Below are 14,237 nucleotides of genomic sequence, written 5' to 3'. Positions count from 1 at the left end.
ATAGAGAGGGAAGATACACCGCCCAAACTGCAAAGCGCCTCCGGCTGCGGAGCCGGAGGCGCTTGCGGTTCGCTAGCGGGCTATTCTTTTGGGGCCCGTGCCAGGCTTTCCGATACTGCGCCACCAGCCCGAATAAGTCGGTCGTCTGTCATTAGAATTCCCTACTCCCCCTACCCCGCCGCCCGAAACGCGCCGCTGGCCCCCAGCATCAGCCACAGGTTCTGGCGCACCACGTCGCCCATCGAATCGCACTTCTCGAAAGCGTCGGTGTGGTGGTAGCGGCCCAGCTCGGCCTTGAGCTGGGCCACCTTCTCGGGCGGGGCCAGGTCGTGGCGGCGCATGGCTTCCAGTAGGTCGCGCAGGCGGTGGCGCTCGGCGCGGGCGCGGCGGGCCATCAGGGCGCGCTCCTCGGTCTGGTACTGGCGCAGGGTTTCGGGCTTGAGGTGGCGGGCGCACATGGCCACCACCTCGGCATTATCCTTGAAAAACTGGGGCAGGTACATGGTGCGGCGGCCCTCGTAGCTCTGCTGGTCAAAGTCGATGGCCCGCACCCGGTACTGCTCGTCCTCGAAGTCGGGCGTCACGGCGATGACGTAATTATAGGCCCGCATATCGCCCAGCAGCCGCACGAAGCAGCGTTCGTTGAACTTTACAAACTCCTTGGCAATGCGCACCTGGTTGAGGTGCGGCTGGCTCAGGTGGTGCCGGATGAAATCATCGCCCGGAATGCCCACGATGTGCTCCTCAATGAGCGTGTCGCCGCTCACCAGAAACGTGAGCGAGTTGGGCGAGAGCAGGTGCTCCAGCTCCAGGCCGTAGAGGCGCGAGGCGTCGGCCTGCTTCACGTAGAAGTAGTCGTAGTTGTCGTTGAGCTGGTTCACGATGCGCACCCGGAACGGCCGCGAGTTGCCAAACTCGCAGTAATCGATGCGGTCGGCCACGAGGTGCTTGGAGAAGGACAGGTCGCCGGCCGTTTTCAGCAGCGCGTACACTTCCGTAAGGCCCTGGCTGAGCTCGCGCAGGGTTTGCGGCTCGAAGTGCACCGTTTGCCAGAGCGTGTCTTTCCCGGTCCGGTCCAGCAGCGGAAACGAGCCCGTGAACTGCCGCAAATCGGCGTAGGTCACGGGCAGCGGAGTTTCGCGGTCGTAGGCGCGCAGGTATTGGCGCAGGGCCGGCGTGATGGGGTACGGCGGCTTTTTGCGGGAGATGTCCATCATCCACTGAGTGATTGAGTGACTGAGTAGCTGAGTAATTGAGGTTTTATTCACTCAGCCACTCAGTCACTCCGCGAATTACCCCGCCAGCTCGCTGACCAGCTCTACGTACTGCTGGCGGGCTGCTTCTTTGCTGGTGCCCTTCAAGCCATTCCAGGCGTCGAATTTAGCAATGGCTTTGAAGTCGAAGCCGCCGGGGCGGTCGCCGGTTACGTCGCCTTCGGTGGCCTGTTTGTAGAGGGCATACAGCTGGAGCAGAATCATGTTGGAGGGCTTAGTGGGCAGTTGCTGGGCGCGCTGGCTGGCCGCGTCGAATTCTTCTTGCGTGGTCATATGGTGAGTTGGTGAATTAGTGGATGAGTGGGTTGGTGGGCTACTGGATTAGACAGAACAACGCAAAGAACGTCATGCCGAGCGAAGTCGAAGCAGCCCTACCGCTTCGTTGAATCGTTTGGTTTACTTGCGCGACAGAGCTGCTTCAACTTCGCTCGCCATGACGTTCTTTTATACCACCACTCCGCCCATCCACCAATCCACCATATGACGCGCAAATCTATTCCTGCTTTAGCCACGGCCATGTCTCTGCTAACCGCCCCCACCGCTTTCGCTCAGAAAACCTACCTGCACTGCGGCCACCTGCTGGACGTGCGCAGCGGCAAGCTGCTGGCCCAGCAAACGATTGTGGTTGAGCGCGACCGGATTACGGCCGTGCAAGCCGGCTACACCGCCGCCACGGGCCCGCAGGACAAGGTTATCAACCTCGAAAGCCGCACCGTGCTGCCCGGCCTCATCGACTGCCACGTGCACCTCGAATCGGAGTCGAGCCGCAACAACTTCCGCGAGCAGTTCACCCTCAACCCAGCCGACGTGGCCTACCGCGCCCAAGGCTATGCCCTCACCACGCTGCGGGCCGGCTTCACTACGGTGCGCGACTGCGGCGGCTCGGGCGTGAACACCAGCCTGCGCAACGCCGTGGCCCAGGGCCTGGTGCCGGGGCCGCGCATCTTCTCGGCGGGCACGGCCATCTCGGCCACCGGCGGGCACATGGACGAAACCGACGGCCTCAACGAAGACCAGCTCACCAAAGCTGGCCACCCCATTTACCTTGCCAACGGCCCCGACCAGTGCCGCCAGGCCGTGCGCGAGCAGTTTAAGCGCGGGGCCGACCTCATCAAGATTGCCAGCACCGGCGGCGTGCTCGACCTGAGCAAAGACGGCACCGGCGCGCAGTACACCGAAGAAGAAATCCGCGCCGTAGTGGAAACCGCGAAAGATTTGGGCCTGCGCGTGGCCTGCCACGCGCACGGCGCCGAGGGCATCAAGCGGGCCGTGCGAGCCGGCGTGACCAGCATCGACCACGGCTCATTGATGGACGACGAAGCCATCCGGCTCATGGCCAAAAGCCGCACCTGGTACGTGCCCACGCTCATCGCCGGCAAGTCGGTGGCCGATACCGCACGGTTGCGGCCCGGCTACTTTCCGCCCGTTATTGCCCGCAAAGCCCTCGATGTGGGTACCAAGATGCAGGGCACGTTCAGCCGCGCCACCAAGGCGGGCGTGCGGGTAGCGTTTGGCACCGATGCCGGCGTGTACCGCCACGGCCAGAATGCCCGGGAGTTCGGCTACATGACGGAGGCCGGCATGAGCCCGCTTGAGGCCATCCGCACAGCCACCCTCAACGCCGCCGGGCTGCTAGGCGAAACCACCGATTTGGGGGCCATCGAGGCCGGCAAGCTGGCCGACATCGTGGCGCTGGATGGCGACCCGTTGCAGGATATTTCGGCTCTGATGCGCCCGAAGTTCGTGATGAAAGCCGGCGTGGCTTATCGACAGGAATAGCCGCTGTAATCGGCCATTACGGTGGTGCTTAGGCGGTTTTTGACTGAGAAATAAGGTAAGCTCGGCCGCAACCTCAGCGGCGGGCGGCGGCGTATGTGAAGGACTTATCTCCGTCCGCCCCATCCTATGAAAACCCCTGATTTGAATGCGTTGGTTGAGCAGTTTTTGCAGCAAAAAATCACCTTAGCGCTGGCCGAAAGCTGCACCTGCGGCCTGGTAGCGGCGCAGCTGGCGTCGGCCACCGGCGTGAGCGAAGTGCTGCTGGGGTCTGTGGTAACCTACCATCCCGAGGCCAAGCAACGCCTGCTGGGCGTGAAGAAAGCCACGCTCGCCACCTATTCGGCCGAAAGCCAGCAAACCACCAACGAAATGGTGCTGGGCCTGTACCAGCACCTGCCCGCCGATGTATGCGCCGCCGTGACCGGCCTGTGCGGACCCGGCGCCTCCGAAACGCCTGACAAGCCCATGGGCACCGTTTTTGTCACCGTCCTGGTAGATGGTCACGCCCACGAATACCGCGCACAACTGGAGGGCACCGCCGATAAGCTGCGCGAGCTGGCGGCCAATTTCGTTTACGAAAAAATTGCGGACCTGCTGCAGCGACGACAAGTGGCGGCCCTGGCCGCACCGGCCGTACCCAGCAGCCATGTGGCAGCCAAGACGATACCGGCCAGCAAGCATTAGTGCCCGGCCTCGTCGCGGTATAGCGTGGTCACGCGAAACAGGCCGGTTTTACGGTCGAAATCCACCAGGCTCTGGCCGATATTTAGCCTGCCGATGGCGGCGATGAAGCCGGGGTTGCTGGCCTCGTAGGCTTCGCGCAGGTAGCGCGTGGTCAGGGGAAAAATGAGTCCGTTGAGGCCCCGGCTAAAGAAATAGCGCGGTGCCGTGTACGGCCCCAGAGCATTGGCGCCGGGCGTGCGCAAATTGTTGCCATCACGGTCGCTACCAGCCATGATGTTGCTGCTGCTGTAGATACAGAGCGTGTCAGCGTATTCGAGGCGATATTCCTCATTGCGAAACAGGCGGAAGGTGCGGCCCTTGGCCGACACGTAGCCCCACACGCTGTCGGGAGCCACGCGCAGCTTGGCGGTTTTGGTGCCGCGCGGCACCACTACCACCAGCTGACCGCGCTTGTCGGGGTAAGTGGCATCGAGGCCGGCAGGCTGGGGCTGCTTGCGGTGGTAGGCCGCGCCGGTGCGGTAGGCCCCGGGCGGGATGGTGAATATCTGGGCGGCGGCCGGTGCGGCCAGCAAACTCAATACTCCTACTAACAAGCGACGCGTGTAGTTCATATCAGCTATTTGAGCCGCGAAGGTACGGGACGCCCTAATGGCGCCCCCAAGGTCAGGGCTTCTGAATGTGACGGCCAGTGCCGAACTTTGGCCAGGGGAACTATCCCGGGTCCCGTAATCATTCCCGCATTCATGAAAAAAACGTTGTTGCCGCTGCTGCTCGCGGCCCTCATCCTGGCCCACGGCACCGCGAGCGGCTGGGGCTTTTTCGGCCACCGCACCATCACGCAGATTGCCGTGTACGAGCTGCCGGCCACCATGCAGGCCTTTTACTTCCGCCACATGGCCGAGGTAGTGCGCCTGAGCACTGCCCCCGACGAGCGCCGCAACGACGACCCCACCGAAGCGCCCAAGCACTTCATCGACATGGACCATTACTCCGAAAGCAACCCTTTCGGCAAGATGCCGCGCCAGTACGACGAGGCCGTGGCCAAGTTCTCGGCCGATACGCTTAAGAAGTACGGCACCGTGCCGTGGGTGATACTGGAGATGAAGGACAACCTGACCGAGGCCTTCCGCCAGCGCGATACGCTGAACATCGTGAAGTACTCGGCCGAGCTGAGCCACTACGTGGCCGACTCGTTTGTGCCGCTGCACACCACCATTAACTACGACGGCCAGCTCACCGACCAGAAGGGCCTGCACAGCCTCTGGGAAAGCCAGTTGCCCGAGAAATACATCAACGACTACAACCTCACGGCCGAGGACGCCAAGTACATCAAAGACCCGCTGAATGCCGTTTGGACCACGGTGCAGCGCAGCTACGGCTTCCTGGGCGAAACCTTTGACCGGGCCAGCAAAATCGAGAAAGTGATGAAGCCTGACGTGCGCTTCACGTTCTCGCACAAGTACGGCAAAACCTCGCGCCGCTACTCTGACGCCTTCGCGGCCGAGTACGAAAAGGAAGTGGGCGGCATGGTGGATAACCGCATGAAGGAAGCCACCACCATGGTGGCCTCGCTCTGGCTCACGGCTTGGCAGGACGCAGGCAAGCCCGACCTCGGCAGCATGATGACGCCCAGCAAGCCCACCAAGGAAGAAAAAGAGAAGCTCAGCACCGAAGTTTCGGCCTGGAAAAAGAACACCCTGGCCCAGGACCAGCTCCTGCTGGCCCAGCAAAAGGTGAAAAAGGTGGAAGCGGTGGACGAAATCAAATCGGCCAAAGACATGGCCGAGCCGCCCGCCGAAGCCGAAGCGACACCCGAGCCCACGCCCGCTGCACCTGCCGCCGCTACCACTCCCGCCGCTCCGGTGGAGAAAGTAAAGGTGAAGGTAAAAACCAAGGCCGGCAGCGAAAAAGCCAAGCAGAAAGCCAGCACGCCGTCCTGGTAAGCTCGCCTGAGTAATAATTTCGACCTGAAAGCCCGCGCTTCACAGCGCGGGCTTTTTTGGGCTTGAGCCAACCGATAAGGCCGGCTCCTCGTCTTACCTTGGGCCACTTTTCGGCCCCACCGCTATGCGTACATCTGTTTTCTCTGCTGGCCGCCTGCTGCTCGGCCTGGGCCTGCTGGCCGCCTGCAACCAGGCCCCGCCGGCCACCGCCCCCACCACTGCCAGGCCCGTGGTGCCCGGCCCCGACCTGGCTACCCTCACCGACAGCGCCGCGCCGGCCGCGCTGCTGGCCTACGGCAAGCAATACCCCGGCTCCGAAGTATTGGTGAAGACGCGGCTGGGCAACATCCGGGTGCGGCTGTACGACGATACGCCCATTCACAAGGCCAATTTCCTGCTGCTGGCCCGCAAGGGCGTGTTCGACGAAACCATGTTCAACCGCGTGGTGAAGAATTTTGCGGTGCAGGGCGGCCAGACCTACAACGCCCGCACCATCCGGCTGAAGCGCTACCGCCTGCCGCCTGAAATTCGGCCAGAGCACTTCCACCACAAAGGCGCCCTGGGCATGGCCCGCTACGATGACGAGCAGAACCCCGGCCGCCTGTCGTCCAATACCGATTTTTACTTCGTGGTGGGCGAAAAAATGGCCCCGTTCCAGTCGCAGGCCATGGCCGGCCGCAAGCTCACGCCCGCGCAGGTGAAAGCCTATGCCGCCGTGGGCGGCGTGCCCTCGCTCGATGGCCAATACACGGTGTTCGGTGAAGTCATCGAAGGCCAGGACGTAGTGGACAAGATTTCCAACGAACCCGTCGAATCCGACAAGTGGCCGGTGAAGGACATCACCATGAAGGTGGAAGTGGTGAAGTGAGGCACCGCCTGTCATTGCGAGTGGAGCGCTTTTACGTAAAAAGGCCCGCCCCCAGGGGGAGCGGACCTTCTCGTATCGGGCGCGGAAACAGTTTCCCGTGCGTGATTCAATTATCCTAGTGCAAACAGCTTACCAGATTTTGGCGCGGTCGGCGGCGGAGCGCACCATCTTGTCGCCTTCCTTGCAGCCAAAGGCCTGGTGAAACTCCGGCATGTTTTGCAGCGGACCGTTGGTGCGGTACTGGCCGGGCGAGTGCGGGTCGGTCTGAATCTGCTGGCGCAGGGCTTCCGGGCGCTGGTTCGAGCGCCAGATTTGGGCGTAGCCCAAGAAGAAGCGCTGCTCTGGCGTGAAGCCGTCAATCGGCTTGCCGGCCTTGGCCTGCGCCGTTTTCTGGAAGGCTTGGTGCGCGATGGTGAGGCCGCCAAGGTCGGCGAGGTTTTCGCCCATCGTCAGGTTGCCGTTCACGTGCACCGAGTCCAGCGGCGAGAAAGCATCAAACTGCTTGCCCACCACGGCGGCTTTGGCCATAAATTTCTCGCCGTCCTCCTTGGTCCACCAGTCGCGCAGGTTGCCGCTGGCGTCCGATTTGCGGCCCTGGTCGTCGAAGCCGTGGGTCATCTCGTGGCCAATCACGGCGCCGATGCCGCCGTAGTTCACCGCATCATCGGCCTTGGGGTCGTAGAACGGGGGCTGCAAAATGCCGGCCGGGAACACAATTTCGTTCATGCTCGAGTTGTAGTAAGCATTTACCGTGGGCGGGGTCATGCCCCATTCGCCGCGGTCAATCGGCTTGCCAAACTTGCTCAGGTTGTCTTTCGACGCCCATTCGGCCGTGGCAAACAGGTTGTTAAGCGCACTTTCACGCGAAATTTTCAGGGCCGAATAATCCTTCCATTTGTCGGGATAACCGATTTTTACGGCGAAGGCATTGAGCTTTTTCAGCGCCTCGGCTTTGGTGGCGGCGCTCATCCACTCGGTGGCCTGAATGCGCTCGGCATAGGCCTGACGCAGGTTTTCCACCATCACCTTGGCGCGGGCCTTGGCGGCCGGGCTGAACGCCTCGTCTACGTAGAGTTGGCCAAAAGCTTCACCCAGCGCTCCGTCGGTAGCGCGGAGGGCACGCTTCCAGCGGGGCTGCTGCTGCTTGGCCCCCGTGAGCACCTGGCTGAATTTGAAAGTTTCATCGCCGTAGGCTTTGGGCAGGGCCGAGGTCACGCCGCTCACCAGGTGCCAGCGCAGGTATTGCTTCTGGTCGGCCAACGGCTCTTCTTTGAACATGGTGCTCACCTCGGTCAGGAATTCGGGCTGGCCCACGATGATTTCCTTCACGCCATTCAGCCCACTGTCCTTGAGCAGCAGTGGGATGTTCAGGTTTGGGTAGTCGGCCGTGGCCTGCTCTACCGTCATCTTGTTGTAGTTCTTCTCGCGCTCGCGCAGGGCCACGCGGCTGCGGGAGGCTTTGGCCAGGCGGGTTTCGATGCGGGTAACGGCGGCGGCGTTTTTCTCGGCCGTGGCCTGGTCGTCGCCCAGCATCTTGAAGATGTTGACCTGGTAGTTCTGGTAGGCGGCGCGAATGGCTTTCGAGCGGGCGTCGTCCTTCAGGTAGTAGTCGCGGTCGGGCAGCGACAGGCCACCCTGGCCCATGCGCACGGCGTACTGCGTGCTGTTTTTGCTGTCCTGGCTCACGCCGAAGCCGTACCAGCCGGTCCCGAACGAGCGGGGGTCGGCCAGGTAGTGCTGCATGGTGGGCAGGTCGTTGATGGCGGCAATCTGGTTGAGGCGCGGCTGCAGGTACTTCAGGCCGGCTTTTTCGATGGCCATCGAATCCATGGCGGCGGCGTAAAAGTCGCCTACTTTCTGGAGGTTGGTGCCGGGCTTGGCCATGCGGTCGTTGGCGGCTTTCTCCAGAATGCGGCGCTCGATGGCCTGGTTGCGGTCGGCCAGCTCGTTGAAAGCGCCCCAACGGGTTTCGGCGGCCGGGATGGGGTTGTTTTTCAGCCAGGTACCCGAAGCAAACTGAAAGAAGTTGTCGCACGGCGACACCGACTTGTCCATGTTGGCCAGCGAGATGCCGGTGCCCGTCTGGCCCACGGTGGCCGGCACGGTGGTTTTCTGCTTGCCGTCGCTGCTGCTCTTGGTTTTGATTTTGGTCTGGGCCTGCGCCGCGCCGGCCACCAGGGCCAGCACCGCCGCCGATAGTGCCACGCGGCCGGCAAAGGAATGGTTAGACATAGTTGATTGGGAAGAAAAAGGATTAGAAACAAAAAAGAACGTCATGCTGAGCTTGCCGAAGCATCTCCACTGCGCAAGTAAACAATTTTACTCTTGCGGTAGCGATGCTTCGACTTAGCTCAGCATGACGTTCTAAGGTTTTCGCTCAAATCAGCCGACTTACCAGATTTTGGAGCGTTCGGCCGTGGGGCGCATCATCTTGTTGCCGTCCTGGCAACCAAAGGCTTTGTAGAACTCGGGCATGTTCATCAGCGGGCCGTTGGTGCGGTACATGGCGGGCGAGTGCGGGTCGGTCTGCACCTGCTGGCGGATGTACTCGTCGCGGGTGTTGGTGCGCCAAATCTGGCCGTAGGCGAGGAAGAAGCGCTGCTCGGGCGTGAAACCGTCGATTTTCTGGCCGCCTTTGGCTTGCGCCGTCTTCTCGAATGCCTGGTAGGCAATGGTGAGGCCGCCGAGGTCGGCGAGGTTCTCGCCCATCGTCAGCTTGCCGTTCACGTGCACCGAGTCCAGCGGCGAGAAAGCATCGAACTGCTTGCCTACGATGTCGGCTTTGGCGTTGAATTTGGCAGCGTCTTCCTTGGTCCACCAGTCGCGCAGGTTGCCTTTGGAGTCGTACTGGCGGCCCTGGTCGTCGAAGCCGTGGGTCATTTCGTGGCCAATCACAGCGCCGATGCCACCGTAGTTCACCGCGTCGTCAGCCTTGGCGTCGAAGAACGGGGGCTGCAGGATGCCGGCCGGGAATACAATCTCGTTCATCGGCGGGTTGTAGTAGGCATTCACCGTGGGTGGGGTCATGCCCCACTCGGTGCGGTCAATCGGCTTGCCAAACTTGCTGATTTCTTCCCGGTTGGCCCACTCCTGAGCGGCAAACAGGTTGTTGAGGTAGCTTTCGCGGCTGATGTTCAGGCTCGAGTAGTCCTTCCACTTATCGGGGTAGCCAATCTTTACCACAAAAGCGTTGAGCTTGACGAGGGCCTCCTTTTTGGTGGCGGCGCTCATCCAGTCGGTGGCCTGAATACGCTCGGCGTAGGCCACGCGCAGGTTTTCAATCATCTGCTTGGCCTTGGCCTTGGCAGCGGGCGAAAACGCCTTGTCCACGTAGAGCTGGCCGAACGCCTCGCCCAGGGCGCGGTCCGTCGAGCCTAGCATGCGCTTCCAGCGGGGCTGCTGCTTCTTGGCGCCGCTCAGCACCTGCTGGTATTTGAAAGCTTCATCGCCGTAGGCCTTGGGCAGGGCGGCGGTGGAGCTGCTCACCAGGTGCCAGCGCAGGTACTGCTTCTGGTCGGCCAGGGGCTCGTCCTTCAGCATCACGCTCACTTCTTTCAGGAAGTCAGGCTGACCCACAATTACTTCTTTGGCCGCACCCAGGCCACCGTCCTTCAACAGCATGGGCAGGGCCAAGTTGGGGTAGGCGGCGTTGGCGTCGGCCACCGACATCTTGTTGTAGTTGGCGTAGGGGTCGCGCAGGTCCACGCGGCTCTTGCTGGCTTTGGCCAGGCGGGTTTCGATGCGGGTAACGGCGGCGGCGTTTTTCTCGGCCGTGGCCTGGTCGTCGCCCAGCATTTTGAAGATGTTGACCTGGTAGTTCTGGTAGGCGGCGCGAATGGCTTTCGAGCGGGCGTCGTCTTTCAGGTAGTAGTCGCGGTCGGGCAACGACAGGCCACCCTGGCCGAGATACACGGCGTACTGGGTGCTGATTTTTTCGTCCTGCCCCACACCCGAGCCAAACCACACGCTACCCGCGTGGGCTTTGGGGTCGGCCAGGAATTTTTGCTCGTCGGCCAGGCTGTTGATGGCCATGATGCGGTCGAGGTGCGGCTTGAGGTATTTCAGACCTGCGGCTTCGATAGCGGCCGAGTCCATGGCCGAGGCGTAGAAGTCGCCCACCTTCTGAGCATTCGAGCCCTTGGCCGCTTTCGGGGCGTTTTTGGCCGCCTGCTCCAGAATGGCGCGCAGGGTGGCGTTGTTGTTGTTGGCCAGCTCGTTGAACGAACCCCAGCGCGACTCAGCGGCCGGAATCGGGTTGTTTTTGAGCCAGTTGCCCGACGCGTAGTGGAAGAAGTCCTCGCAGGGCTTTACCGACGGGTCGATGTTGGCGATGTTGATGCCGACGCCTTTCTGCGGGGGCGTGGGACCGGTTTTGGTGGGCGGGCCGGCCGCTACCGTGGCAGCCAGGCTGCCCAGGCCGAGGGCGGCCAAGCTCAGCCGCCGCACAAGAGAAGTTGAAAACATGAAGTGGGAAAATGTTGGGTTGGGAGTTGAAGCCGTGAAGGTACAGACGCGGGGCAAAAGGAGCAGTTGCACCCGGGCCGCAAAGATTGGCATGGGTGGCGAAATATCAGCACGGGCCGCACGCAGCCCGGCCAATTGTCGCGTCGCACCCTCCCCTGCCCGTAACTTGCGCCCATGCCGCTCTACAACCGCCGTCCCGAACTAGCGCCCACGCCCGCCCCTGCCCCGCTGGGCCTGGCCGAGCTGCTGAGCTACGTGCGCCTGGCCCTGCAGCAGCAGCTGGCCGATTCCTACTGGGTGGTGGCCGAAGTGTCCGACCTCACCCTGCCCCGCTTCGCCGGCGCGCACTGCTACCTCACCCTCACTGAGCAGGGCACTGACAGCCGCGGCATGCCCATGAAGGCGCAGGCCCGCGCCACGCTCTGGAGCCAGCGCTTCCAGCAGCTGGCCCCCGCGTTTGAGCGCGCCACCGGCCAGCCGCTGCGCCCCGGCCTCAAGCTGCTGCTGCGGGTGCAGGTGCGCTTCCACGAGCAGTATGGCCTGAGCCTCGACGTGGTGGCCATCGACCCGAGCTACACTGTGGGGGAGCTGGCTTTGCTCCGCCTGCGCACCCTGCGCCAGCTGGAAGAAAGAGGCCTGCTGGAACGTCAGAAGCAACTCTTGTTGCCACTGGCGCCGCAGCGGCTGGCCGTTATTTCCTCTCCTACTGCCGCCGGCTTTCAGGACTTTGTGCAGCAATTGCAGGAAGCGCCTTATGACTTTGCCCTCACACTGTTCCCAGCCATTATGCAGGGCGACGACTCGCCGGCCAGCATTCGGGCGGCGCTGGATGGCATCCGCGCCCGGCGCGGTCGGTTCGATGCCGTGGTGATTATCCGGGGCGGGGGCAGCCGCACCGATTTGCTGGCCTTCGATGAATACGGGCTGGCGGCGGCCGTGGGCGCGTTTCCGCTGCCGGTGCTCACGGGCATCGGGCATGAGCGCGACGAAGCCCTGGTCGACCTCACCGCCCACCGCGCCCTGAAAACGCCCACCGCCGTCGCCGTCTTTCTGGTCGAGCGCCTAGCCCGGCTCGAAGCGGCCGTGCTGGGCCTGGGCGAGCAGGTGGTGGCCCTGGCCCGCCGCCAGCTCAGCCAGGGCCACGCCCGCCTCGACCAGCTCAGCGGCCAAAGCCGCTACGCCGCCCACCGCCAGCTCGATGCCGCCCGCGATGCCCTGCGCGCCCGCGCCCACCAGGCCACTCAGGCCCCGCGCGAGCAGCTTCGGCAGCTGGCCGTGGGCCTCGCGCGCTTTCGGCACCAGCTGCCCCGCGCTGCCCGCCGCACCCTGGCCCGCGAGCAGCGTGGCCTGCGCCAGCGGGGCCGGGTGCTGCTGCGACGCTTCGGGCGGCACCACCAGCGGCGGCGCGAGGCCCTGCTGCGCCAGCGCTACCAGCTGCAGCTGGCCCTAGAGCGCCAGCTGCACCGTGCCGAGCTGCGCCTTTGTCAGTTATCAGTTAACAGCGAACAGTTAGCCGTTATCCGACAGGGCCCAACACCCGGCAAGTGACTCCAGATTGCTCACTGACAACTATTAATTATTCACTGTAAAAAATGACTTACCGCGAAGCCATTGAGGAGCTTGAAACCATCCTCCGCGCTCTGGAAACCGACGCCGTGGACGTGGACGACCTCACCACGCGCGTAGAGCGCTCAGCGGAGCTTATCCGTCTGTGTCGCCACAAGTTGCGCCACGCCGAAGCCTCGCTCGACCGCGTGTTTGACACCCTGGACGAAGAGGAAGAAGCCGAAGACTATGCCGACCAAGAGGACGACGAGGACGAAAGCGACGACGAGGATGAACACGACCACCTACCCGGCGGGCCCGGGCGGGGCTGGTAAATATTTTTGGACGGGGATACCATTATTCGGACACACCGCTATATTTGGCACCTCCATCCAATACAAACTTCTTTTTTTTCAATTTTTTTTAAAGCCATACTGTATGCCCTTTAATGGAAGCGAAAGCCGTGCGATTGACCCCAACAAAGCCAGTGAATGGACCAAGAGCTTTCGCGAAAAGCACCCGGGAGAAATCATCGCGCATTTTTTTGGCCGCGACATTCTGACGGACATTCTCAACCAAGAAGGCTGCCAGGGCATTCGTTTTTATTACGGCACGGACGGCGGCGTACCGCAACTGATTGCGGTAGGAGCCGATAGCGACGAAAACGACCAACTGGGCGAAAACCGCATCGTGGCCGATGAAGCCTGCGGCTGCCCTGACCGTTGCAGCCAACCCAACATCCTCAACAGCTAGTTCTGCTCTTTTTATTTCACCGGCCGCAGCATATCATGAGTTTTGAACAGTTTGACGCATTGGTGTTTGAGCTGGTGACGGTGATGCAGTTCAGCATTCTGGTACCGATGGTGGTGGTATGGGCACGGCGGCGCAATTTTTCGCCCCCGGTTAAGGTGCTGAGCCTGTATGTGTACATATCCGCTTTTTTCGCACTCAGCGCCCGCCTATCGGCCATTTATCTGCACAACAACCTGCTCTTTTTAATCGGGTTCAACGTCGCCAAGGTGCTGCTGCTGGTGGCGGTGTACCGGTTGGTACTTACGGCCCTCCGCACGCGGCGGCTGCTGGCCATCGCCACGCTGGCGGGGCTTGGCATTGTGGCGGCATCCTTTGTCCTGGGCCTGCCGCGCGCCGTGACGGTGAGCCGGGTGGTGCAATGTGCACTACTGGCCGGGTTTGCGCTGGCGTATCTGGAGCAAGGGTTAAATCGCACCGACAACCGCAGGTTCAACGGCGACCCCATCTGGCTTTTGAGCGTGGGCCAGCTCATTTATTCGGCCGCTACCGTTTCGACTTTTAGCATTGAAATAGTAACGCTTTTTAAGGGGTCAATCTTTAACACGTTTTCAGCCCTCTCTTTTTCGCTTGCTTCCTTAGTATTCAACTATTTTCTTACGCTGGCTTTTCTGCGGGCCACACCCGGAGTGCCGCCCCGGTTAGTAGCTCCCAACGTCGAGAGCCGGCTGGTTGCTTCCTAGAATAGTCCTTCCCAAAGGCTGGCGATGCCTTGTAATTGCCTGTCTCAACTTTTACCGTAACCTAAACCGTCTGCCCTACGCTACCCGCCCGCTGCCCTTGGACATGTAACCAAGGATATTCTTTCTTCTTCATTTGCGCACCCTCTCTGCCGGGTGCCTTCACGTGACAAATCTTTTACCGTTGTTA

Annotated in this window: 13 protein-coding genes; 8 read left to right on the top strand and 5 right to left on the bottom strand. The window is 62.0% G+C overall.

The window, feature by feature from the left end; all coding sequences use genetic code 11:
• Positions 1 to 170: 170 nt before the first annotated feature.
• Positions 171 to 1,217, bottom strand: coding sequence for a hypothetical protein (locus tag I7X13_RS07015; protein WP_198074912.1), 1,047 nt, complete (start codon positions 1,215 to 1,217; stop codon positions 171 to 173).
• Between the two features lie 75 nt (positions 1,218 to 1,292).
• Positions 1,293 to 1,547, bottom strand: a complete 255-nt coding sequence (locus I7X13_RS07010; RefSeq protein ID WP_198074911.1) for an acyl-CoA-binding protein — start codon at positions 1,545 to 1,547, stop codon at positions 1,293 to 1,295.
• 243 nt (positions 1,548 to 1,790) lie between these two features.
• Here I7X13_RS07010 and I7X13_RS07005 point away from each other — a divergent pair, with 243 nt between their 5' ends.
• Together I7X13_RS07005 and I7X13_RS07000 are read left to right on the top strand one after the other, a co-directional pair.
• Entirely contained in the window at positions 1,791 to 3,053 is a 1,263-nt protein-coding gene (locus I7X13_RS07005) for a metal-dependent hydrolase family protein (RefSeq protein ID WP_233454697.1), read from the top strand.
• Positions 3,054 to 3,179: 126 nt separating this feature from the next.
• A complete protein-coding gene (locus I7X13_RS07000) occupies positions 3,180 to 3,737 on the top strand; it encodes a CinA family protein (RefSeq protein ID WP_198066766.1) in 558 nt (185 codons plus the stop codon).
• Here the strand turns inward: I7X13_RS07000 and I7X13_RS06995 are convergent.
• Positions 3,734 to 4,348 (bottom strand): hypothetical protein, encoded by a 615-nt coding sequence (locus I7X13_RS06995; RefSeq protein WP_198074909.1) that lies wholly within the window; start codon positions 4,346 to 4,348, stop codon positions 3,734 to 3,736. The genes I7X13_RS07000 and I7X13_RS06995 overlap by 4 nt on opposite strands.
• Before the next feature lie 132 nt (positions 4,349 to 4,480).
• Here I7X13_RS06995 and I7X13_RS06990 point away from each other — a divergent pair, with 132 nt between their 5' ends.
• Complete coding sequence (locus I7X13_RS06990) at positions 4,481 to 5,680, top strand: zinc dependent phospholipase C family protein (RefSeq protein WP_198074908.1); 1,200 nt, start codon at positions 4,481 to 4,483, stop codon at positions 5,678 to 5,680.
• 124 nt (positions 5,681 to 5,804) lie between these two features.
• A complete protein-coding gene (locus tag I7X13_RS06985) occupies positions 5,805 to 6,548 on the top strand; it encodes a peptidylprolyl isomerase (protein WP_198074907.1) in 744 nt (247 codons plus the stop codon).
• Between the two features lie 129 nt (positions 6,549 to 6,677).
• On the opposite strand, the gene I7X13_RS06980 is transcribed toward I7X13_RS06985, so the two are convergent.
• Complete coding sequence (locus I7X13_RS06980; protein ID WP_198066770.1) at positions 6,678 to 8,780, bottom strand: M13 family metallopeptidase; 2,103 nt, start codon at positions 8,778 to 8,780, stop codon at positions 6,678 to 6,680.
• Between the two features lie 159 nt (positions 8,781 to 8,939).
• The gene (locus I7X13_RS06975; RefSeq protein ID WP_198074906.1) at positions 8,940 to 11,012 is read right to left on the bottom strand and encodes a M13 family metallopeptidase; all 2,073 of its coding nucleotides are present in this window, start codon (positions 11,010 to 11,012) and stop codon (positions 8,940 to 8,942) included.
• A gap of 174 nt (positions 11,013 to 11,186) precedes the next feature.
• On the opposite strand from I7X13_RS06975, the gene xseA reads away from it, so the two are divergent.
• From xseA to I7X13_RS06955, 4 genes are read left to right on the top strand one after another with little or no spacing between them, the layout of a single operon-like run.
• Positions 11,187 to 12,560, top strand: a complete 1,374-nt coding sequence (gene xseA, locus I7X13_RS06970) for an exodeoxyribonuclease VII large subunit (protein ID WP_198074905.1) — start codon at positions 11,187 to 11,189, stop codon at positions 12,558 to 12,560.
• Between the two features lie 44 nt (positions 12,561 to 12,604).
• Positions 12,605 to 12,892, top strand: coding sequence for an exodeoxyribonuclease VII small subunit (xseB, locus tag I7X13_RS06965; RefSeq protein WP_198066773.1), 288 nt, complete (start codon positions 12,605 to 12,607; stop codon positions 12,890 to 12,892).
• Positions 12,849 to 13,310, top strand: coding sequence for a hypothetical protein (locus I7X13_RS06960; protein WP_198074904.1), 462 nt, complete (start codon positions 12,849 to 12,851; stop codon positions 13,308 to 13,310). Before xseB ends, I7X13_RS06960 begins: the two co-directional genes overlap by 44 nt.
• Before the next feature lie 35 nt (positions 13,311 to 13,345).
• Positions 13,346 to 14,050 (top strand): hypothetical protein, encoded by a 705-nt coding sequence (locus I7X13_RS06955; RefSeq protein WP_198074903.1) that lies wholly within the window; start codon positions 13,346 to 13,348, stop codon positions 14,048 to 14,050.
• Positions 14,051 to 14,237: the final 187 nt, after the last annotated feature.

Origin of the sequence: Hymenobacter negativus, from assembly GCF_016056375.1 — a bacterium.
Classification (GTDB): Bacteria; Bacteroidota; Bacteroidia; order Cytophagales; family Hymenobacteraceae; genus Hymenobacter; species Hymenobacter negativus_A.
The sequence above is the reverse complement of the archived record's forward strand: the minus strand, read 5'-3'. Positions and strand labels throughout refer to the sequence as shown.